21 protein-coding genes are annotated in these 23,621 nt (G+C 38.9%); all 21 read right to left on the bottom strand.

Annotated features, from left to right (window positions below):
- Positions 1–8: 8 nt before the first annotated feature.
- Complete coding sequence (gene truB / locus H9632_RS01870; RefSeq protein WP_191702419.1) at positions 9–920, bottom strand: tRNA pseudouridine(55) synthase TruB; 912 nt, start codon at positions 918–920, stop codon at positions 9–11.
- Positions 921–1,327: 407 nt separating this feature from the next.
- The gene (gene rbfA / locus H9632_RS01865; RefSeq protein ID WP_191702418.1) at positions 1,328–1,672 is read right to left on the bottom strand and encodes a 30S ribosome-binding factor RbfA; all 345 of its coding nucleotides are present in this window, start codon (positions 1,670–1,672) and stop codon (positions 1,328–1,330) included.
- 58 nt (positions 1,673–1,730) lie between these two features.
- Positions 1,731–2,009, bottom strand: a complete 279-nt coding sequence (locus H9632_RS01860; RefSeq protein WP_191698368.1) for a DUF503 domain-containing protein — start codon at positions 2,007–2,009, stop codon at positions 1,731–1,733.
- Positions 2,009–4,516, bottom strand: coding sequence for a translation initiation factor IF-2 (gene infB, locus H9632_RS01855; protein WP_191702417.1), 2,508 nt, complete (start codon positions 4,514–4,516; stop codon positions 2,009–2,011). The genes H9632_RS01860 and infB overlap by 1 nt, the downstream gene beginning before the upstream one ends.
- A gap of 14 nt (positions 4,517–4,530) precedes the next feature.
- Positions 4,531–4,839 (bottom strand): YlxQ family RNA-binding protein, encoded by a 309-nt coding sequence (locus tag H9632_RS01850; RefSeq protein ID WP_191698370.1) that lies wholly within the window; start codon positions 4,837–4,839, stop codon positions 4,531–4,533.
- Positions 4,836–5,114, bottom strand: a complete 279-nt coding sequence (gene rnpM / locus H9632_RS01845) for an RNase P modulator RnpM (RefSeq protein WP_191702416.1) — start codon at positions 5,112–5,114, stop codon at positions 4,836–4,838. The genes H9632_RS01850 and rnpM overlap by 4 nt, the downstream gene beginning before the upstream one ends.
- Positions 5,115–5,152: 38 nt before the next feature.
- Positions 5,153–6,280 (bottom strand): transcription termination factor NusA, encoded by a 1,128-nt coding sequence (nusA, locus tag H9632_RS01840; RefSeq protein ID WP_191702415.1) that lies wholly within the window; start codon positions 6,278–6,280, stop codon positions 5,153–5,155.
- 13 nt (positions 6,281–6,293) lie between these two features.
- On the bottom strand, positions 6,294–6,779 hold the full coding sequence (gene rimP, locus H9632_RS01835) for a ribosome maturation factor RimP (RefSeq protein ID WP_191702414.1): 486 nt from the start codon (positions 6,777–6,779) through the stop codon (positions 6,294–6,296).
- A 302-nt stretch (positions 6,780–7,081) separates the two neighbouring features.
- Entirely contained in the window at positions 7,082–11,407 is a 4,326-nt protein-coding gene (locus H9632_RS01830) for a PolC-type DNA polymerase III (RefSeq protein WP_191702413.1), read from the bottom strand.
- A 381-nt stretch (positions 11,408–11,788) separates the two neighbouring features.
- On the bottom strand, positions 11,789–13,495 hold the full coding sequence (locus tag H9632_RS01825; RefSeq protein ID WP_191702412.1) for a proline--tRNA ligase: 1,707 nt from the start codon (positions 13,493–13,495) through the stop codon (positions 11,789–11,791).
- 358 nt (positions 13,496–13,853) lie between these two features.
- Positions 13,854–15,110 carry an RIP metalloprotease RseP gene (rseP, locus tag H9632_RS01820; RefSeq protein WP_191702411.1) on the bottom strand — a complete coding sequence of 419 codons (1,257 nt, stop codon included), beginning with the start codon at positions 15,108–15,110 and terminating at the stop codon, positions 13,854–13,856.
- 137 nt (positions 15,111–15,247) lie between these two features.
- Complete coding sequence (gene dxr, locus H9632_RS01815; RefSeq protein ID WP_191702410.1) at positions 15,248–16,393, bottom strand: 1-deoxy-D-xylulose-5-phosphate reductoisomerase; 1,146 nt, start codon at positions 16,391–16,393, stop codon at positions 15,248–15,250.
- Positions 16,394–16,490: 97 nt separating this feature from the next.
- Positions 16,491–17,288: a phosphatidate cytidylyltransferase gene (locus tag H9632_RS01810; protein ID WP_191702409.1), complete on the bottom strand. Its 798-nt coding sequence runs from the start codon at positions 17,286–17,288 to the stop codon at positions 16,491–16,493.
- On the bottom strand, positions 17,285–18,079 hold the full coding sequence (locus H9632_RS01805) for an isoprenyl transferase (RefSeq protein ID WP_191702408.1): 795 nt from the start codon (positions 18,077–18,079) through the stop codon (positions 17,285–17,287). Before H9632_RS01805 ends, H9632_RS01810 begins: the two co-directional genes overlap by 4 nt.
- Before the next feature lie 364 nt (positions 18,080–18,443).
- A complete protein-coding gene (frr, locus tag H9632_RS01800; protein WP_191702407.1) occupies positions 18,444–19,001 on the bottom strand; it encodes a ribosome recycling factor in 558 nt (185 codons plus the stop codon).
- Entirely contained in the window at positions 19,001–19,726 is a 726-nt protein-coding gene (gene pyrH / locus H9632_RS01795; protein WP_191698381.1) for a UMP kinase, read from the bottom strand. The genes frr and pyrH overlap by 1 nt, the downstream gene beginning before the upstream one ends.
- A gap of 162 nt (positions 19,727–19,888) precedes the next feature.
- Positions 19,889–20,776 carry a translation elongation factor Ts gene (gene tsf, locus H9632_RS01790; protein ID WP_191702406.1) on the bottom strand — a complete coding sequence of 296 codons (888 nt, stop codon included), beginning with the start codon at positions 20,774–20,776 and terminating at the stop codon, positions 19,889–19,891.
- A gap of 158 nt (positions 20,777–20,934) precedes the next feature.
- Positions 20,935–21,657, bottom strand: coding sequence for a 30S ribosomal protein S2 (gene rpsB, locus H9632_RS01785; RefSeq protein WP_191702405.1), 723 nt, complete (start codon positions 21,655–21,657; stop codon positions 20,935–20,937).
- Between the two features lie 159 nt (positions 21,658–21,816).
- Positions 21,817–22,413, bottom strand: coding sequence for a DUF6115 domain-containing protein (locus H9632_RS01780; RefSeq protein ID WP_191702404.1), 597 nt, complete (start codon positions 22,411–22,413; stop codon positions 21,817–21,819).
- Between the two features lie 8 nt (positions 22,414–22,421).
- A complete protein-coding gene (locus H9632_RS01775) occupies positions 22,422–22,727 on the bottom strand; it encodes an RNA polymerase subunit sigma (protein WP_191702403.1) in 306 nt (101 codons plus the stop codon).
- A 12-nt stretch (positions 22,728–22,739) separates the two neighbouring features.
- Complete coding sequence (locus H9632_RS01770; protein WP_191702402.1) at positions 22,740–23,510, bottom strand: FliA/WhiG family RNA polymerase sigma factor; 771 nt, start codon at positions 23,508–23,510, stop codon at positions 22,740–22,742.
- Positions 23,511–23,621 lie beyond the last annotated feature (111 nt).

The following is a 23,621-nucleotide window of genomic DNA, read 5'->3' as shown; positions in this document are numbered from 1 at the left end:
TGTGCCTCCTAATTAATTTCGGGGAACATTTTATCTGGCTTCATTTGCCCTTGTTTAGTCGGATGGGCGATATAAACCGCAAATGCTCGTCCCTCTACACCATACACAATTTTATCATGTTCTTTTAATAATGCATGCATTGGGAGAACTTGTCCATTGAAAATTTGTTTTTCAATATCAGCCGTAATTTCAATAAAGGGATAATCCGACAAGGCATATTCAACAGGCAGTAAAAATTTCCCCTGTTCTCCGGATTCCATCATTTCAGCGATTTGTGCTAAAGTGAAACAATTGTCCTTTGTAAATGTACCTGAAGCAGTACGAACAAGTTCATGCATATGTGCCGGGTAGCCTAATGCTTCCCCAATTTGAACGGCTAATGTTCGAATGTAAGTGCCTTTTGAACATTTAATGCGGACCTGGAATGTCACTTCTTCTCCCTCAAATTTTTCGGCATCATCTAATAATTCCAGCTCATATATTTTAATTTTACGTGTTGGGCGCTCTACCGTCTGACCTGCCCGCGCATATTCATAAAGCTTTTTCCCGTTTACTTTTACAGCCGAGAACATTGGAGGCGTCTGTTCGATTTCTCCCGTTAACGTTGTAAGTGCCTGTAAAATATCAGCACGCGAGAAGGATTTAACATCGCTGTTTTGTTCGACAGTTTCCCCTTCTGCATCTTCTGTTGTAGTCGTACGTCCGATTGAAACGACCGCTTCATACGTTTTGCCTGCATCAGTTAAATATTCTGCAATTCTTGTAGCCTGGCCTATGCAAATTGGTAAAACACCTTCAACACCTGGATCCAGTGTCCCTGTATGTCCTACCTTTTTTGTCTTTAATATTTTTCGTAATTTAAACACGCAGTCATGACTTGTCATGCCGCGCTCTTTCCATAATGGCAAAATACCGTTCATATGCTTGCTCCTTTATTTGTACTCCATGTGTGCGAATCCCAGGTTAGTCGAAATTAAAATAACGGTAAGTTTTACTGTTATTTGTAGATAAGGTCTTATTTTGAGAGAAATAAGGGTAGATATTTCCCTTATTCATCGAAAAATCATATTTTTAAATGGTTTTTAGGTGAATAGAGGAAATTCCTACCGCTATTTTGACCTTTTTTCACTCGATTTTCCAAATAAGCGGAATTTCTCCTTAAATTTAATCAAAGTGAAGTGCCCGCTTTCCTGAGGTTGTGGCTCCAGCTGTATTGTGACTCTACCTTAGCATAAAATTTATTTCCTTCACAAAACCTCTGATTTTAAAGTAACTTCTAAAACAAAAAAGTCTGCCTGCATAGTTATGCAGTGCAGACTTCTTAGTTTTATTTATCTTCGTGTAATCCACGTAGTAATGCATCAATTTTATTACCGTATTCGATTGCTGTATCGAATTCGAATGCTAGTTCAGGCGTACGGCGTAAGCGAATACGTGAACCAACTTCAGAACGGATAAAACCAGATGCTTTTTCTAAAGCTTGCAATGTTTCCGAACGTTCTCGGTCATTACCTAACGATGTAATATAAACAGTTGCTTGCTGTAAGTCTCCTGTTACGGCTACATCTGTAACTGTAACGAAACCTACGCGTGGGTCTTTGATTTTGCGTGCAATGATTTCAGTAATTTCCTTTTTCATTTGCTCGCCAACTCGATTAGAACGTAGAGACATAAATGTCACCTCATTTAACTTGCGTAATTGATGTTTTAATTTCCACTATATGTGGACTTTACAAATATTCACGATAAAAATCCAACTGTTCCCATTGTGGATTTGACTGTAAAAAGTGTACTGCACGCATTAGCTCGCGTTCAGCAGCTTCTTTGGAAGAAGCAACTGACACAAGTGCTAATCTTGTACGCTGCCATACATCTTGATGGTCAATTTCAGCAACGGAAACATTGAACTTTTGTTTCGTCCGCATTACCATTCGTTGTAGAACAGCACGCTTTTCTTTTAATGAGTGGGCAGTCTGAATGATGAATTCAATCTCTGCATACACAATCATTACTTACGAACAATCTCTTCCATTACGAAGGCTTCGATAATGTCGCCTTCTTTAATGTCATTGTAGTTTTTAACTGTGATACCACACTCATAGCCTTTTGCTACTTCTTTTGCGTCATCTTTAAAGCGTTTTAATGAATCTAATTCGCCTTCAAAAACAACAACGTTTTCACGGATTACACGTACACCCGCATCGCGTACCATTTTACCTTCAATAACGTATGAACCTGCAATTGTACCGACTTTAGAGACTTTGATTGTTTGACGAACTTCCGCTTGACCAACGATTTTTTCTTCGTATTCTGGATCAAGCATCCCTTTCATCGCTTGTTCGATTTCTTCGATTACTTTATAGATGATACGGTGTTGACGAATATCTACACCTTCTTCATCCGCAGCACGCTTAGCGTTCGTATCAGGACGTACGTTAAATCCGATAACAATAGCGTTTGATGCAGCAGCAAGTGAAATATCTGATTCTGTAATAGCACCCGCACCTGTGTGGATGATTTTTACGTTAACACCTTCAACATCAATTTTCATTAATGAAGAAGCCATTGCTTCCACTGTACCTTGTACGTCTGCTTTTACGATTAAGTTTAATTCTTTCATCTCGCCTTGGCTCATTTGTTCAAATAAGTTATCAAGTGTTACACGTTGCTTTTCAGAACGCTGTGCTTGAATCGCAGTCATTGAACGTGACTCACCAACTTGACGAGCTGTTTTTTCGTCTTGGAATACAACGAAACGGTCACCCGCTTGTGGTACTTCATTTAGACCAGTAATTTCTACTGGAGTTGATGGGCCAGCAGTTTTAATACGACGACCTAAATCGTTTACCATAGCACGTACACGACCATATGCGTGACCAACTACGATTGGGTCACCAACACGTAATGAACCATCTTGAACTAATAATGTTGCAACAGCACCGCGACCTTTGTCTAATTGTGCTTCGATTACTGAACCGATAGCAGCACGAGTCGGATTCGCTTTTAGTTCCCCAACTTCTGCAGTTAAAAGAATCATTTCTAATAATTCATCGATTCCTTCACCTTTTAGTGCTGAAATTGGAACAAAGACTGTCTCTCCACCCCATGCTTCAGGAACTAAGCCATGCTCTGTTAATTCTTGCTGAACGCGGTCAGGGTTTGCTGAAGGTTTATCCATTTTGTTTACAGCTACGATAATTGGTACTTCGGCTGCTTTCGCATGGTTGATTGCTTCTACTGTTTGAGGCATTACACCGTCATCAGCTGCTACAACGATAATCGCGATGTCTGTTATAGATGCTCCGCGCGCACGCATTGTAGTGAATGCTGCGTGTCCTGGTGTATCTAAGAACGTAATTTTCTTGCCATTTTCAGTAACTTGGTAAGCACCGATATGTTGAGTGATACCACCTGCTTCGCCAGCAGTTACTTTTGTGTTACGAATTGAGTCAAGTAAAGTTGTTTTACCGTGGTCAACGTGACCCATGATTGTTACAACTGGTGGACGCTCTTCTAAAGCATTTTCATCCACTTCTACGATTGAATCATCGAAGTACGTATCTAAATCTGTTTTGTCGATACGAATTTCTTCTTCCACTTCTACACCGTAGTCAGCACAAATAAGCTCAATCGCATCTTTGTCTAACTCTTGGTTAATTGTTGCCATTACACCAAGCATGAATAATTTTTTAATAATTTCCGATGGCTCACGGTGTAATTTTTTTGCAAGTTCTGCAACTGACAAGCTTTCGTAGAACGTGATTTTTTCCGGTAATTCTTTTTGTACCATTGGCTGCGGTGCTGGGCGATGCGTACGACGTTTACCGCCATTAATTCCTGGCTTTCTACGTTGTTGGTAGCCACCCTTATTCTGCGTGTTACCGCCTTTATTATTACTATTATTTTGGTTCGTTCCGCCTTTGCGGTTGTTATTAGTATTTTGAGTCATATTTCGATTTTGGTTACCTTTTTCATTTCTTTGTTTTTCGCCTTGTTGCGATATTGTTTGCCCTTGGGCATTTGTTGATTTGTTCGGTTGTTGCGGTCTTGTTTGCCCTTGGGCATTTGCTGGTTTGTTCGGTTGTTGTGATCTTGTTTGCCCTTGGGCATTTGCCGGTTTATTCGGTTGTTGCGATCTTGTTTGCCCTTGGGCGTTTGCCGGTTTATTCGGTTGTTGCGATCTTGTTTGCCCTTGGGCGTTTCTTGGTTTGTTCGGTTGTTGGTTAGTTGAAGCAGATTGTGGACGATCCTGCTTTAGATTCTGTTGTGCGTTTCTCTGCCCTTGCTCACCAGGTTTTGGCGATGCATTTACAGCTTTGACAGATGGTTTTGCAGGAGAATCTTTCGTTGGTTCTGCTGCTTGCTTAAAGACAGAATTTAGTTTTGATACCGCCTGTTCATCAATTACCGCCATGTGATTTTTCACTGGCAGATTGAAACTTGCAAGCTTCTCAATAACTTCCTTACTTGTTTTATTTACCTTTTTCGCATATTCATGAACTCTTACTTTGCTCATCTGCTCACCCCCGATTAATTTTCGTTGAGTAGACTAGACATTTTTTTAGCAAATCCGCTATCTGTAATAGCAATCGCTACACGGGCTTCCTTCCCGGTAGCATGTCCAAGATCATATCGATCTCCGAAAACATAATACTCAACGTTATAAAACGTACATTTATCTTGAATTTTTTTACTTGTATTCGCTGAAGCATCCGATGCTAAAAATACTAGTTTAGCTTTGCCATTACGAATTTCCCTTATGACAAGCTCTTCTCCAGAGATTGTTTTTCGAGCACGTGCCGCTAAGCCTAATAGCTGTAGCAATGCAGGGTTTGTCATAAAATCGACTCCCTGCGGATTAGTGTCAGCAATTCCTCATACACTTCATCCGGCACTTTTGCATCAAGCTGGCGATCTAAAATATTCTTTTTACGTGCGATTTCCACCGCTTGTTCCGTTTTAGAAACATATGCTCCACGACCGGATTTTTTTCCTGTAATGTCAACTGTTACTTCGCCTTCTTTAGAACGAACGACTCGAATCATTGACTTTTTTGGAAGCATCTCACCTGTTGCGACACATTTACGTAAAGGAATTTTTCTATTAACGACCATTTTGCTCACCCTCCTTGCAAAATCATTCCAACAGATGATTATTCTTCATCGTCACCATATAAATCAAATTGTACATCTTCATTATCTTCATGTGGTATGAATGTGCTCGTTTCAGAAGGATAGATTCCTAATTCACGTGCATCAGTTTCACTCTTAATGTCGATTTTCCAACCAGTTAATTTTGCGGCTAAACGTGCATTTTGACCGCGTTTACCGATTGCTAAAGATAGTTGATAATCCGGTACAACAACCGTTGTTGACTTTTCTTCTTCATTTACTTGAACGTCTAAAACTTTTGAAGGACTTAATGCATTTGCAACGAATACGACTGGATCCTCAGACCATTCAACGATATCGATTTTCTCGCCGTTTAGTTCGTTTACAATTGTTTGCACACGTGCACCTTTTGCACCAACACATGAGCCTACAGGATCTACTTCTTCATTATGTGCATATACAGAGATTTTTGAACGGTCTCCCGCTTCACGTGCAATTGATTTAATTTCAACTGTGCCATCATAAATTTCCGGAACTTCCATTTCAAATAGACGACGCAGTAATCCAGGATGAGTACGAGATACGATTACTTGTGGACCACGTGTTGTGCGCTCAACTTTAGTAATGTAAACACGGATGCGTGAAGTTGGCTTATACACTTCACCTTGAATTTGTTCGTTCACTGGTAATGCTGCTTCTACTTTACCGATGGATACGTAAATATTACGTGCATCTTGACGCTCAATTAATCCAGTAACGATATCATCTTCACGGTCTACATATTCTTCATAAATCAAACCGCGTTCTGCTTCACGTACACGTTGTGTTACAACTTGTTTTGCAGTCTGTGCTGCGATGCGCCCGAAGTTACGTGGTGTTACTTCTTCTTCTACGATGTCACCAATTTCATAAGCTGCATTAATAAACTTCGCATCTTCCAATGCGATTTCTAAGCGATCGTCTTCTACTTCTTCCACTACGTCTTTACGCGAATAAACGACCATTGAACCTGTTTCAAGGTTAAGGTCGACACGAACGTTTTGTGCTTGGTTGAAGTTACGTTTATACGCAGTTACTAAAGCCGCTTCAATCGCTTCAATCAATACATCTCTTGAAATACCTTTCTGCTCTTCAAGGGCAGTTAGGGCATCTAGTAATTCACTACTCATTTTGTTTTCACTCCTAAATTTGCTTATCTGAAAAATCGATGGCAAGACGTGCCTGCGCAATTTTTTCTTTTTCAATTTGTACTGTAACTTTACGTGTTTTAATACGGAATTCGATCTCTAAATATTCATCTGTATATGCGCGTAAATAACCATAGAATTCTTTTAAATCCTTAATTGGCTCATAAGTTTTTACAAAAATGTATTTGCCGATTGCTTTTTCAAAGTCCTGTTGTTTTTTTAATGGACGTTCGGCTCCTGGTGAAGAAACTTCTAAATAATAGTTTTGCTCGATTGGATCGTTTTCATCCAGTTTCTCGCTTAAACGTTCACTCACTTGTGCGCATTGTAAAATATCAATGCCGCCCTCAGGTGTATCAACGTAAATACGAAGGAACCAGTCGCGTCCTTCTTTTAGGAACTCGATATCAACTAATTCTAATTCAAGCTCTTCCACGATCGGTGTCACTAGCTCTTCAATGATCGACGTAACTTTGCTCATCGTATCCTCCCTAGCGTCTTTGTCTCTTAAAAATCATGATGTTATTTGTTAAACAAAAGACGAGTATTCATTGAATTGTTTCAATTGAAATTTGTGATATTCGCCAGTGGTTTATCTTCATTCAGCAAGCGTTTTAAAACGCTTGCTGAATGAAGATAAATAGTTGTGTAAACAACAGAAAAGAGCGGGAAAACCCACTCTTTTGCTGGCGAACTATCAACAAATTATTGATTTTAGCATAGCATAAAGGCTTATTGAATGCAAATATTGCCTTTTGCTGTATGCTACAATATAATTTCGTCTTAAAATAGTGAAAGCTGATTGGCATCCGGCATACCTTCAAGGCAGCCTAATTCATCCATGTACTCAATTAAAGTTTTCGATACACGACCACGTTGCTGTAAATCCTCTTTTGATAGGAATTCACCGTTTTTTCGCGCTTCTACGATTTGTTTTGCTACGTTTGTACCAAGTCCAGGTATCGCATCAAACGGTGGAATCAACGAATTCCCTTCAATTATAAACTCACTCGCATGTGAACGGTATAAATCCACTTTCTTGAAGCTCATGCCTCGTTCACACATTTCAAGCGCAATTTCCATAACCGTTAACAAACTTTTTTCTTTCGGAGCTGCATCGAGCCCCTTCATATTAATTTCATCAATTTTTTTACGAATCATGACAGAACCCTGTGTCATCGCAATTAAATCAAAATCAGATGCACGCACTGTAAAGTAGGCTGCATAATAAAGTATTGGATGGTGGACTTTAAACCATGCGATACGTACCGCCATTAAAACATAGGCTGCGGCATGGGCTTTCGGGAACATGTATTTTATCTTTTTACATGAATCGATATACCATTCCGGTACTTTTTTCGCGCGCATTTCAGCTTCCATTTCTTCTGTTAAGCCTTTTCCTTTACGTACAGATTCCATAATTTTAAAGGCAAATGATGGCTCTAAATCCTGATAGATTAAATACACCATAATATCGTCACGACAGCCAATTACTTCTTTTAATACACAAGTACCGTCTTTAATAAGCTCGGCTGCATTTCCTAACCAAACGTCCGTTCCATGAGAAAGTCCGGAAATTTGTACAAGTTCACTAAATGTCGTTGGTTTTGTTTCTTCCAGCATTTGACGAACAAACTTTGTACCAAACTCAGGAATGCCAAGCGTACCTGTTTTTGCACCTATTTGTTTATCTGTCACACCAAGTGTCTCTGTCGAACTAAAAATTTTCATGACAATTGGGTCATCTGTTGGAATTGTCTTTGGATCAATTCCTGATAAATCCTGTAACATACGAATTACAGTTGGATCATCGTGACCAAGTATATCGAGTTTTAAAATATTATCATGAATCGAATGGAAGTCAAAGTGAGTTGTTTTCCATTCAGAGTCTTGCGCATCTGCAGGGAACTGTACTGGAGAGAAATCATATATATCCATATAATCCGGTACAACAATGATTCCGCCTGGGTGTTGCCCTGTTGTACGTTTTACGCCTGTACATCCTTGAACTAAGCGATCTACTTCGGCATTGCGGTACGTTATACCATTATCGCTTCCATAACCTTTTACATAGCCATATGCTGTCTTTTCCGCAACTGTCCCTATTGTTCCAGCACGGAATACATATTCTTCACCGAAAAGCACCTTCGTGTAATTATGGGCTTGCGGCTGATATTCTCCCGAGAAGTTCAAATCGATGTCGGGTACTTTATCTCCCTTAAATCCAAGGAAGGTTTCGAACGGGATATCCTGACCGTCTTTTTTATACTGTGCCCCACACTCTGGACATTCTTTGTTCGGTAAGTCATAACCGGATGCAACCGATCCATCTGCGATAAACTCCGAATGTTTACAATTAGGGCAGACATAATGCGGAGGCAACGGATTCACTTCAGTAATTTCCATAAATGTGGCAACGAGTGATGATCCGACCGAACCACGTGAACCTACTAAGTATCCATCTGCCAATGATTTTTTTACAAGCTTTGCCGAGATTAAATAAATAACGCCAAATCCATGTCCTAAAATGGATTTTAGCTCTTTATCGATTCGAGCTTGTACAATTTCCGGTAAATTTTCCCCGTAAATCAGATGTGCCATTTCGTATGTTAAATTCGTTACTTCGTCATCAGAACCTTCAATTTTCGGTGTATACAAGTCATCTTTAATCGGTTTTACATCACCAATCATATTTGCAACTAGCTGTGTATTCGTTACAACAACTTCTTTCGCTAAATCTGGTCCTAAAAAGTCGAATTCCTTCAACATTTCATTTGTCGTACGGAAGTGGACTTTTGGCAAAGGGTTACGATTCAGTGGATTTGCACCACCCATCGAACCGACTAGAATTTGGCGGAACTTTGCATCTGTTTCATGCAGGTAATGGACATTTCCTGTTGCAACAACAGGCAGGTTCAACTTTTTACCAAGTTTTACGATACGGCGAATAATATCCTCCAAAGCCCATTCATCATGTACCGTACCCCCATCAACCAATTGAGAGTAAACAGGTTTTGGCATGACTTCCAAATAATCATAAAACTTTGCAATGCGTTCGGCTTCTTCCTGTGTTTTATTCATCATTGTTTCAAACAACTCACCATTCGAACAGCCTGAACCGACAATTAAACCTTGGCGTAACCGCTGCAGATCCGAACGGCGAATACGTGGTACTCGATAAAATGTTTCCGTGTGCGATATCGAAATTAATTTGAAAAGATTTTTCAAGCCAGCATCATCCACTGCCAATACTGTACAGTGACTTGGGCGTGCCTGCTTATATCCTTCTTCGCCGCCGACATGGTCATTCATTTCAATCAGGTTTTTTATACCTAAATCGGCGGACTGTTTGAGTAAATGCAGGAATAGTTCACCGGTAGCTTCCGTATCGTAAATTGCCCGGTGATGCTGTGTTAATTCAATATTATATTTTTTCGTTAATGTTTTTAAGCTATGCGATTTTTGTCCGGGATTTACAAGTCGGGAAAGCTCGACCGTATCAATACCTGGATGCCTTACTTCAATGCCTGCGTTTTTGTAGGCAACATATAAGAAACCTAAATCGAACGCTGCATTGTGGGCAACGACAACCCCGTCGCCAATAAAGTCATGGAATTCACGGATTACATCATTAAGCTCTGGTGCATTGACGAGCATATCATCTGTAATATGTGTAAGTTCAATGATTTTTGCTGTTAGTTTGCGATGGGGATTTGAAAAACGTTCAAACGTATCTATAACTTGGCCATTTTTTATTTTTACAGCCGCTAGCTCGATAATCGTATCATATACATTTGAAAAACCTGTTGTCTCTACGTCAAATACGACGTACGTAGCTTCCTCCAAATCAATATCAATCGGATCATACACAATTGGCTTCCCGTCATCCACTAAGTTTGCTTCCACACCATAAATAACCTTTATGCCATTTTTCTTCCCTGCAGCATATGCATCAGGGAATGCCTGCACGACTGCATGATCGGTTATCGCAATTGCGGGATGCCCCCATTTTGCTGCTTGGGCAACTAATTTATCAACGGACGTCATAGCATCCATCTGGCTCATCGGCGTATGCAAATGAAGCTCAACTCGTTTTTCACCTTCTGGAGCATGATCTTTACGAGGTTCATGCTTGATTTCATTAATATCCTTCACCATCATAACTAAATCACGGGCAAATGTATCAAGTTGGATTGAGCCGCGTACACGAACCCACATTCCTTTACTTATTTGCTTCATTTTCACAACATCTTCGTCACCGTTTGAGAACATTTTTATGAGTAGAGAATCGGTGTAGTCGGAAATTTTAAGCTCCAATAATGAACGGCCACTTCTCAGTTCCTTCACTTCACAAGCAAAAATAAAGCCTTCCAATACAATTGAACGCTCTTCTTCCAACACTGTACGGATTTCAACTGGCTCTGGATTTTTTATAAGTGCACCAATTTGGAATGGAGCATCTCCTTGCATCGCAGCACCCGGATTATTCGCCTTCTCTTTTTCACGTGCTGCAAAATCGGCCATTGCCTGTTTTGACAAACGTTCTTCCTCTTCTTTACGCTGCTCGTAAAAAGCTTCCTGCTGTGCGATGAACTCATCCGACTCTTCGATAAGTTGGAATTCTAACGGAATATGTGGAAAACCAAATGTTTTATAGGATTCTGCAATTTTCTCCGTATACTTTGATTTTAATGATAAATATTCCACTTCCAGCATCGATGTCACTACAAGCTTATGACCTGTCCATCGTGGTGTTTGTTTCATGAGGTTTTCGCGCAATAATGGCGACATGTCACCCATTTGTTCAATTGCCACTTGCCAATAGTCAAGAATATGCTGCTCATTCACTACAGGATTGTGGGATTCTACTGTTAATAGGACATTGGCTATATGAGAAAACTTCTCTGCTAGACGCATACGAAGTAATTGATACACTTGGAATGGCAAAATATTTTCTATTTTAATTTTAAAATGCCAAATTCTTTTCTTTTTATGGACGGTTACTCGTTCGAGTGTGCCATTTTCAAAAAAGGACATGTAGACATCATCAGTTAATTCAAGTTGTTGGATTAATAGTAGGAATTTTTGTCTTCCTTCCTGTTTTGACAATTGTTTCAACCCTTTCTTTTTAATGCTTTTTTCAATATGAGGTGGAGGAATTCCGGCAGGGCACGAAAAAGCAATCCCCTTCGTTTAAAATAAGCGGAGTTTTTACCGTTATTTGCAAAATAAGCATCATTTAGAGGTAAATAAGGGTAGTTTTTCCGGTTATCCATTGAAAAATCAGTGTCTTTCATGTTATTCAGCATAGATAAGAGGAATTTTTACCTCTATTTTGGCTGAATTTCAATTAATTTATCAAATAAGCGGAAATTTCACCCTTATTCAGTGATAACTTCATTCCCCCATCAACAACAGACCCTTCACATGAAAAAGAAAAGAAAGTACATGTAAATTGTACTTTCCCATTCTCTCTATCTTAACAAATTATTAGTTTTGACGGAAAAATTCGTTTAAACGATCTACTACTTCTTCTTTAGCCCATTCTGCCGATTCGCCAGTCGCACGGAACTTCACTTCTACTAAACCTTCAGAAGCTTTTTTACCTACTGTAATACGGACAGGCAAGCCAATTAAGTCTGCATCGGCAAATTTAACGCCTGCACGCTCAGCACGGTCATCATATAGCACGTCATAACGATACGATTTTAATACACCGTATAGTTCGTCTGCTAATTGTACTTGTGCTTCGTCTTTTGTATTAATCGGTACTAATTGTAAATCATATGGAGCTAATTGTGCAGGCCATACAAATCCGTTTTCATCTTGGAAATGTTCTGCAACAGCAGCTAATAAGCGTGAAACCCCAATACCGTAGCATCCCATAATAAACGGTTGTGCTTTCCCCTGCTCATCAAGGAACGTAGCATTTAATTTTGCTGAATAAGTTGTACCTAATTTGAAGATATGACCAACTTCAATTCCTTCAGCAAATTTAATAACTCCCTCACCATCTGGAGAAGGGTCTCCTACTTGGATAAAGCGAATATCTTCATAAGAACCGATTGCAAAGTCACGCTCAGGATTTACGTTTAATAAGTGGAAGCCATCTTCATTCGCACCGGCTACACCATTACGAATTGATTTAATTGCATTATCGGCAATAACTTTTACATTGACCGGTAATTTAACTGGACCAATTGAACCTGGTGCGCAGCCCAGCAATTCTTTTATAGCAGCATCATCAGCTAACTCTACAGATGTAGCTCCCAATGCATTTTTAAGCTTAATATCGTTAATTTCGTGGTCGCCACGTGCTAAAACAACAACCAGTTCCCCATCAACATTAAATACTAATGATTTAATAACATTCGATGCTTCTACATTTAAGAATGCCGAAACTTCTTCGATTGTCTTTTGATCAGGTGTTGCGATCTTTTCAACTTCTTTCATTGGCGTTGTAGGTGCTGTATATTCTACAACAACCTCCGCCATTTCAATATTGGCAGCATAGTCCGAAGAATCCGAGTAGGCGATTGTATCTTCACCAATTTCAGATAGAACCATAAATTCATGAGTACCTTTACCGCCGATTGTTCCAGCATCCGCAATTACTGCACGGAAGTTTAAGCCAAGACGAGAGAAAATATTTGAATATGCACGGTACATATCATCATAAGTCGCATCTAACGACTCACGAGAAGCATGGAATGAATACGCATCTTTCATGATAAATTCACGACCACGTAATAAACCAAAGCGTGGACGTTTTTCATCACGGAATTTACTTTGAATTTGATAAAGTGTTAACGGTAACTTTTTGTATGATTTTATTTCATCACGAACTAAAGTTGTAATTACTTCTTCATGTGTTGCCCCTAATGCGAAATCACGGTCATGACGGTCTTTTAAGCGCATAAGTTCTGGACCATATGCTTCCCAACGACCTGATTCCTGCCATAGTTCAGCTGGTTGAAGTGCTGGCATTAATAACTCAATGGAATTAACTGCTTCCATTTCTTCACGGATAATTTGCTCGATTTTCGCTAATACTTTGCGAGCTAATGGTAAGTATGAGTATACTCCCGATGCGTTTTGGCGGATAAAGCCTGCACGCATTAGCATGCGGTGTGATTTTACATCGGCATCAGCTGGATTCTCCCTTAAAGTAGGAATAAACGTTTTTGTTTGTTTCATAAGTAGTGCCACCTTTTTTAATTTAAGAATGATCTATATTTCATTATTATCTGCGCTATAGCCAATGATTGTTGAATACACATTAACTAAATTAAATGCTACTTCTATAATACTAATCAAATTTAGCTTTGAACGCTAGTATTATTCATACAAACGCTCAAAGCCGTCATTTTTAAACCTATTTTGTTTAAAAGAGATTCTACATCGACATGGGGTAGATTTCCATTACGGGTCGGACGCTTTCCGGGGGGCGTGGCCTGAGCCTGTAGTCTCAGGCGTCACGCTATTCCCCCAGGAGTCGCCTCCCCTTCATTCCAATCTACTTGCTGGTCACTTAGCTAAATCATCTTAATTAATTTTAGAAGAAGAATCGCTGGATATCGTTCCAGGTCACTACGACCATTAATATCATCAAGAGCAGAATTCCGACGAAGTGAACCATGCCTTCTTTTTGACGATCAATTGGTTTACCTCTTACCGCTTCTACTGCGAAGAATAATAGGCGGCCTCCGTCAAGTGCCGGTAAAGGAAGCAAGTTCATGATTCCCAAGTTTACGCTTAGCATTGCGGCGAAGTATAGAATATTATAAAGACCGAAAGTTACAACAGTTTCAGTTGTTTTATATATCCCTACCGGACCGGACAAAGCATCAATCGAGAATTGGCCTGTAACCAATTTACCAACAAGAGTACCAATGAGAACAATCATATTGTAAGTTTCCTCCACACCATAGACAACTGCCTTGAGTGGATTTTTTTCCATCGTACGCATAACACCAATTTGTCCATAAGTTGCGCCGTCTTCCTGCTCAACTTGTTTTGGTGTCAGTTCAATTATTTCATTTCCTGTTTCACGTTCAACTTCAAATGTTAGTGTTTTATTCGGATTATCGTATATTTGTGTTGATAATTGCTCCCAGGTAGAAATAGCTTGACCATTTACCTTCACGACTTTATCGCCTTCCATTATACCTGCATTGCTCGCAACGTTATTATCGATTACTTCTGCAATGATTGGCTCTTCGGAAGGGATTCCCTGAATAAGTCCGATAACAAGGAAGATGAAAAACGCTAAAATAAAATTGAATAATGGACCTGCGAAAATCGCCATTGCACGAGCACCGACAGATTTTGAATTAAATTGGCGGTCTAGAGGTGCAATCATTTGCTCCATTCCGTTCTCAACAACCATTGCTGTACGCGATACATTGTAGCGTACGAATTGGTCATCCTCATCATAGCCTTCAATCCAAAGTTCACGTTCTAAATCTGCTCGTTCCACTTCCAAAAATATAACATTTTGATAATGTGTTTTTTGATTTAGTATAATTTTTTCTACAATATTGTCTTCGTTCGTTATTAAAGCTACCCGATAACCCGGTTGTAATTCTACGGTATCAGTATCCTCACCAGCCATCCTCACGTAGCCGCCAATTGGCAAAAGACGCAGCGTATAAATGGTTTCACCTTTCGTCATACCGAAAATTTTCGGTCCCATACCTATCGCAAATTCGCGTACCATTATGCCCGCGCGCTTTGCAAGTAAGAAGTGACCTAGCTCATGGAAAAAAACGAGTGAGCCAAAAATTAAAATAAAGGCTATAACTGTTTGCATAATCTCCCACCTTCATTGGAACTGAGTCATAAAGTTAGTTCTCTTTTTTTCTAGCGTTAACTGATTAAAAAATACGCTCTATGCGCATATGAATGTCCAACTTATAGTTGACTGACACTCTTTTTTCTCGCACTTCACTATTTTACCATGCTTGCTACTGTTTTTCTTGTCTCACTATCTACATGTAAAATTGTTTCTAAATCTGGTAATGCGATATTGTTATGACTATTCATAATACGCTCAATACATTCTTCAATTTCTAAAAATGTTATTTTTTCTTGTAAAAATAATTCGACAGCCGCTTCATTTGCCGCATTCATTGCCGTTAAAATTGTACCGCCCATTCGACCGGCGTCATAGGCAAGTTTTAGGGCACGGAATCGATCAAAATCAACTTCCTTAAAGTGAAGTTGTCCAATTTGGGCTAAGTTTAAACGTTGACCATTTGAAAGGGGCAAGCGATCCGGATAGCTAAGCGCATACTGTATCGGCACACGCATGTCCGGTGTTCCAAGCTGCGCTATAACGCTAGTATCTACATACTCCACCATAGAGTGAATAATACTTTCACGGTGCAGTAATACATCGATATTGTCATACGGCATATTGAATAATACATGTGCCTCAATAACTTCAAGTCCTTTATTCATCATCGTTGCAGAGTCGATCGTAATCTTAGCCCCCATCGACCAGTTCGGATGATTCAGAGCGTCTTTTACCGTTACACCGACTAATTCATCACGTGCCTTATCGCGGAATGAACCACCTGAAGCTGTTAAAATGATCCGTTCAATACGTTTTTTATTTTCGCCGTTCATTGATTGAAAAACAGCAGAATGCTCACTATCTACAGGCAATATCGGTGCATTGTACTTTTGTGCTTCTGACATCACAAGGTGTCCTGCTGTTACAAGTGTTTCTTTATTCGCAATGGCAATCGTTTTTCCCATACGTATTGCTGCAAGTGTAGATTCCAACCCGACACTGCCTAAAACTGCATTGACAAGTACCGTTGAATCGGAATGTGTCGCAACTTCCACTAATCCTTTTTCACCATATGTAAAGGAAACGTGCGGAAATTCCTTCTGTAAAGTTTTCGCCGCTTCCTCTGTCTGCATTGAAACTAGCTCCGGTTGTAACTTTTGAATAATTTCACGGGATTTTTCAATATTTTTTCCGGCAGAAAAAGCAACAAGCCGAAAAGCATTTGGATGTGCAAGTAAAACATCAAACGTTTGCCATCCAATGGAGCCCGTTGCACCTAATAAACTGATTTTTTTCACAATGATACTTCCTCCTAACAAATCAATTGCGTTACAACGCAATTTCGTTTGATACAGCCTGTTTTTTTGCGTGTATCTACATACTTACTGAAAGAAATTAAGCAAAAAAGTGCAAGAAATGAAGTAAAGGCACTACAAATAAGAGGCTGTCAAAACGATCTAAAATGCCCCCATGCCCTGGTAAAATATTGCCTGAATCCTTCACACCGTAGTGTCGCTTAATTGCAGATTCAACAAGGTCACCCATTTGCCCGACAATCGATGCTACAATCGTTACAATAATTAATTGAATCCAACTTGAAGTGATCGGGTACATAAGTTGCAATGCGATAGCAAAACATACCGCGATGACGATGCCACCGACAAAACCTTCAACAGTCTTTTTTGGGGATATTTCCGGCCATAATTTATTTTTCCCTAGCTTACGCCCAACAAAATATGCGCCAGAATCTGTTGTCCAAACAATTAACAATACAAATACGACATATTCTAATCCGATAAACCGGGTTTCGATAAAATAATGGAAACCAAGTCCGACATAAAAGGCGCCAATTAATATAAAACCGATTTCATCAAAAGTCATTTTATTTTTTACAAGGACTGTATAAATTAATAATAAGGCAATTATACCGTATACAATCATTAAAGTTGATTCATATTGTAGAAATTCAACTACGTTTTTGGACCAATCACTCGGTACTACTAATAGTAACAATGCAAGTGTCCCTAACATTCCCGGAACGGATGCAATTGAAATTCCTTTCATTTTCAATAATTCATAAAAGCCAACAACTGCGATGATACTCATTAAAACCGCAAACGGTCCGCCTCCATAAATTACGAATGGAATAAATAGTGCTGCAGCAATTACTCCAGTAATGATGCGCTGTTTCAATTTGTTTCTTCTCCTTTCAGCCCTCCATAACGACGGTTACGGTTTTGATACACAGAAATCGCCTCTTTTAAACATGCTTCGTTAAAATCCGGCCAATGCGTATCAGTAAACCAAAACTCCGTATAAGCAAGCTGCCATAGCATAAAGTTACTTATGCGAACTTCTCCACTTGTCCGAATCAATAGATCGGGTTCTGGTAAATGAGCTGTCATTACATATTTTGAAATATGTTGTTCATTTAATTCGTCGATTGTCAGTCTTCCAGCTTCAACGTCATTCATCAGTTGCTGCATCGCCATAACAATTTCCGCGCGACCACCATAATTCATCGCAAAATTTAAAACTAATCCTGTATTATCTTTCGTTTCATTCATCGCTTTTTTAAGAGCTGATTGAGTATACTCCGGCAAGGAATCCATTACACCAATCATTTCGACTTTAATATTACGCTCCATAAGCTCCGGTAAAAAGGATGTTAAAAATTGCTCTGGTAAACGCATTAAAAATTCAACTTCTGATTTAGGCCGCTTCCAATTTTCCGTCGAAAATGCATACAGCGTTAATACTTTTACTCCTAAATCACAAGCACAACGTGTTATTTTCCGGACATTTTTCATTCCTTCATGATGTCCTGCAACTCTTGGCATCGAACGTTTTTTCGCCCAACGTCCATTTCCGTCCATAATAATTGCAATATGGGTAGGGATATCCTCTCCCTTAACTAAGTCCATACTTCCATCACTGAATGGTTGCTCTTTACTTGTATTTTTCCCAAAAAGTTTTTTAAACATAGTTAATTCCCCCAACTGCACAAATCGGACTACCTACTTCTCCATCATATCAAAAAAGGGATAGCATGTCCTTATCACATCACTAACTCTTCTTTGAAATAATCAAAATTGTCCTTTTATTAACTTGCATATGTATCATATTCACAATTTATACTTTAACTTCAGATAAAAGTTAACATAGATCATCTATCTCCATTATTAAAAAAACGTCCTTACTAACAGGACGTTTTAATCCATTTAAAGTTCTTTTAACGGTAGAAAAAAGATTTCGCGCTAAAGTGGTCCAATAGCGCGAAAGTGTCTTCACCGAGGAAAGTAAATTCCAATACGGATTCAATAACAATCTTTTAGTGAAGTTTTAGGATTAAACTGTTAAAATTTCTTTTTCTTTCTCTTTTACTAACTCGTCGATTTTTGTAATTGAGTTATCTGTTAGTTTTTGGATATCTTCACCGAAGCCGCGTAATTCGTCTTCTGTAATTTCTCCGTTTTTCTCTAACTTTTTCAAGTCATCATTTGCATCACGACGTACGTTACGTACAGCCACTTTTGCTTCTTCTGCTTCTTTTTTCACCTGTTTTACTAGCTCTTTACGACGCTCTTCTGTTAAAGCAGGTACTGCCAAACGAATAACATTACCATCGTTTGTCGGTGTAATACCAATATCAGAACGCATAATTGCTTTCTCAATTTCACCTAAAATAGATTTATCATATGGTTGGATAACTAAAAGACGCGCTTCTGGTACAGAAATACCAGCCATTTGGTTAATAGGTGTCGGTGAGCCATAGTAATCCACTGAAATTCGATCCAATAATGCAGCATTCGCTACACCAGCGCGAATTGAAGCTAATTCACGTGAGAAGGCACCAATTGATTTTGTCATTTTTTCCTGTGCTTGATTCAATACTTGTTTAGTCATTATGCATCTCTCCTAACAACTGTTCCAATTTTTTCGCCCATTGCGGCACGTTTAATATTACCACGTTCTGACAAGTTGAAAACGACAAGCTTAATATCATTATCCATACATAATGTTGAAGCTGTTGAATCCATTACTTGTAAACCTTGTTGAATAACGTCTAAATACGTAAGTGTGTCATACTTAACTGCTTCAGAATCTAATTTTGGATCTGCCGAATAAACGCCGTCCACGTTGTTTTTCGCCATTAAAATTGCATCTGCATTAATTTCTGCGGCACGCAATGCTGCTGTTGTATCAGTCGAGAAATAAGGGTTACCTGTTCCTGCAGCGAAAATTACGACACGTGACTTTTCCAGATGACGAACTGCTTTACGTCGAATATATGGCTCTGCCACTTGTGTCATAACGATTGATGATTGAACACGTGTTGGAACACCTAGATTTTCTAGAGAGTCTTGTAGGGCAAGTGCATTCATCACTGTTCCTAACATTCCCATATAATCTGCATTGGCACGCTCCATACCCATTTCAGCACCGATTTTCCCGCGCCAAATGTTGCCGCCGCCGACAACTAATGCGACCTCTACGCCTAAGTCGATAACATCTTTAATTTCTGCAGCGATTGATTTAATTACATCTGGTGAGAAACCGAAGCCCAATTCCCCAGCTAATGCTTCCCCGCTTAGTTTAATTACTACTCGTTTGTATTGTGACACACTCATAGTAGACCTCCGTTACTCATTTATTTATAAGGAAATACGATTGTATTTTCTATGTATCGTACTTCACTTAAATCAAAAATAGATTTCTTTAAAAATAGGGAACACGCAAATGGTGCTCCCTACTGTTTGCTTAAATTATGGTAAATTTAAGTTGTAATTTAATTAGTTGTTACCTTTAACTTGGCTCATTACTTCTTCAGCAAAGTTATCTTCACGTTTTTCGATACCTTCACCAACAGCATAACGAGTGAAGCTTGTTACAGTAGCATCTAAAGATTTCACGAAGTCACGTACTTTTTGATCTGAGTTTTTAACGAAAGCTTGGTCTAATAAACATACGTCTTCGAAATATTTACCAAGACGACCTTCTACCATTTTCGCTACGATGTTTTCTGGTTTACCTTCGTTTAACGCTTGCTCAGTTAATACTTTGCGCTCACGTTCAACTTCGTCAGCAGAAACTTCATCACGAGAAATATAAGTTGGGTTGATTGCAGCGATATGCATTGCGATATCTTTTGCAGCGGCAGCGTCAGTAGAACCTTCAAGAACTACTAATACACCAATACGGCCGCCCATGTGTAAGTATGAACCGAAAGCATCTGCATCTGATTTAGTTTTAATTTCGAAACGGCGTAATGAAATTTTCTCACCGATAGTTGCAGTAGCAGTAGAAATTTGATCAACGATTTTCACGCCGTCTTTTTCTAATTCCATAGCAGCTTCTACTGATTCTGGTTTAGCAGTTAATAATTGCTCTGCTAATGAAGAAACTAAGAATTGGAATTTGTCGTTTTTCGCAACGAAATCTGTTTCAGCATTTACTTCTAAAAGAATTGCTTCATTACCGTTTTCTAAAATGTAAGTTGTACCTTCAGCAGCGATACGGTCAGCTTTTTTGCCAGCAGCAGCTAAACCTTTTTCACGTAGGAAATCGATTGCAGCATCGATGTCACCTTCTGTAGATACTAAAGCTTTTTTACAGTCCATCATACCTGCGCCTGTTTTTTCGCGTAATTCTTTTACTAATTGTGCAGTAACGTTTGCCATGTTGAGTTTCCTCCTAGATATATTGAAAAATTTATTCACACTATTTCATACTTTAAGCGATAAATCGCGAAGTTTCAACGATTCACACATTTTTACATTCATTTCTCAAAAAAAGGTGATAAGGGGTTCATCCACTTATCACCTTTTTTAACAGTGAATTACTCAGCTGTAGCTTCTTCTACTTCTGGAGCTTCTTCTTCACCTTGTTTTGCTTCTAATAAAGCGTCAGCCATTTTAGCAGTTAATAATTTAACCGCGCGGATAGCATCGTCGTTTGCAGGGATTACGTAATCAATTTCATCTGGATCACAGTTAGTGTCTACGATACCAACTAGAGGGATGTTTAATTTGATTGCTTCTGCAACTGCGATACGCTCTTTACGAGGGTCTACTACGAACATTACGTCTGGAACAGCTTTCATATCACGGATACCGCCTAAGAATTTAACTAAGCGTTCGTGTTCTTTTTTAAGTTGGATTACTTCTTTTTTAGGAAGTACAGCAAAAGTACCGTCTTCTTCCATTTTTTCGATATCTTTCATACGTTTTACACGTTTTTGAATTGTACCGAAGTTTGTTAAAGTACCACCTAACCAACGTTGGTTGATGTAGTAGTTACCTGAACGTTCAGCTTCTTCTTTGATCGCTTCTTGTGCTTGTTTTTTCGTACCTACGAATAAAACTTTACCACCGTCTTGACCAACTTGACGCATGAAATCGTATGCTTCTTCTAATTTTTTAACCGTTTTTTGTAAATCGATAATGTAAATACCGTTACGCTCTACGAAGATATATTTCTTCATTTTTGGGTTCCAACGGCGAGTTTGGTGACCGAAATGTACACCAGCTTCTAGTAATTGTTTCATTGAAATTACTGACATGAGTGTTTCCTCCTAATATGTTTGGTTTTTTTCCTCCGCATTTTTCATCTGCAACAAGCTACCCGTAGACTTACGAGCACCACTTACTACATCAAAATACGTGTGTATTGTTAACACCGCTTGTAACTATATCATACTCGTCTTTCAAGTGCAACTCCTTTACGCATGGAACTTTACTAGAAGTTCAATTTCAGTTTTGCCTCGTTGCATAATTTTAGCAATTTCTTCTATTGACTTTCCGTTTCGGTAAAGCTCGACTGCTTGCTGTTCAGTTGTTAACGGTTTTGACGGTACATGTTCGGCATCTTTGAATAATTCTGTTTCCACGGACTCTTCAACCTCATCAAACTGCTGATTTTTTTGCTTCTTGTAGGCATGTGCAGCTTGCTTGACAGGAATAAATTTACGCGGTTCTGGTTCTGAAACCTGATTTATTTTGTTTGTTACAGTGGCAGCTTGATTTTGGCTCTTTACCATCTGTTCATCTGCCGAATACTGTGTACTACTCTGTTTATCTGTATTTAAATGCACTGATCTTTGAAGAACAGGCTGCTTTTTCAGTTCATTAATTAGTCGGTCATTTTCTTCTCTCATTTCCATTAAATACACACTAATGGCGTTATCCATCTCATTCACCAATTCATTTTGACGCTTTTCCAAATCATGAAATTTGGAAAGTTTGCTGTTCAAGATGACAATGGCAAAAATTGTTATTAATTGAACAAGAAAGAGCGTAACTATTAGTACTGTCGTCATAACTTCTCCTAACCACTAAAATCAAAAAGATTTCCCTTAAAAGGATGTTGTGCTTTTTGTTCCAATTGGTCTTTATTTTTCTTATTTTGCTGCGTTTGTGACTGATTGTGTTCAGATTGTTCGTCATCATCTTTTAGAGCATCCATTTTATCCGATTCGTTTACCGATAGTTGCTTGCGTTCTATTTCCTTTTTAAGTGTTTCATTAGCATGCATTTGCTGAAGAATATTGTTTTGTTGACGCTGATCCGCCATTTTGCCAGCATCAAATGTTTTTGGTATAGCAATTTGCAGCTCCAGCCCTTTTAGACTCATACAGACGCCTCCTTACGTATTAATCATTTCTGAAGATAATAATTTACGTAATTTAAACAGTGCTTTAGAGTGTATTTGAGAAATGCGTGACGTAGATAACTCCAATACTTCCCCAATTTCAGTCAATGTCATTTCTTCTGTGTAGAATAAGCTAATGACAAGCTGTTCTTTTTCGTTTAGCTTTTTTATATTTTCCGCCAAATCTCCTAAAAGCTCTAAATGTATTGTTTGCTGTTCGGGTGTCTTTGTTTGGTCATCGCGAATGACGAAAGATTTGCCTTCACTGTCTTCTTGATCAAGCTGTTCATTTATTGAGAGCACATTCGAAAAGAAGTGCTCCTGATAGGTTTGATAAACTTCTTCCACAGGTAAATTCATCTGTGCAGCAACTTCTTCAGGTGTTGCATGGCGCATGAGTTTTTGCTCAAGTGTTTCAATTTGAGCTTCCAACTTTTTAGCCTTTTCACGTGCTGAACGTGGAAGCCAGTCTTCTTTTCGCAGTCCATCGATTATTGCACCACGTACGCGAAAGGAAGCATACGTATCAAATTTTAAATCTCGATTTATATCAAATTTATTTAATGCGTCAAAGAGTCCCATCATTCCGAGACTCATTAAATCATTTCTCGAAACATTTTTAGGAAGTCCAGTAGCTATACGCTGAACATGATACGTTACAAGTGGCTTATATTTTTTGATTAAAATGTCTCCTGCTTCGGGATCTCGGTTTTTTGTCCAACGAATCCATAATGCTTGTTCGTCTCCATGTCCTTGCTCAGTCAAACGTACCTCCCCCTTTTATTTTAAAGTGAGTATAATTACTATTCATTATACCAAAAAGCCCAAAAATAAACATGTAAGGAACTGTGAGACACAACATCTACACATTTTCCT

Source organism: Solibacillus merdavium, from assembly GCF_014836935.1.
GTDB classification, from domain to species: Bacteria; Bacillota; Bacilli; order Bacillales_A; family Planococcaceae; genus Solibacillus; species Solibacillus ferritrahens.
The sequence above is the reverse complement of the archived record's forward strand: the minus strand, read 5'-3'. Positions and strand labels throughout refer to the sequence as shown.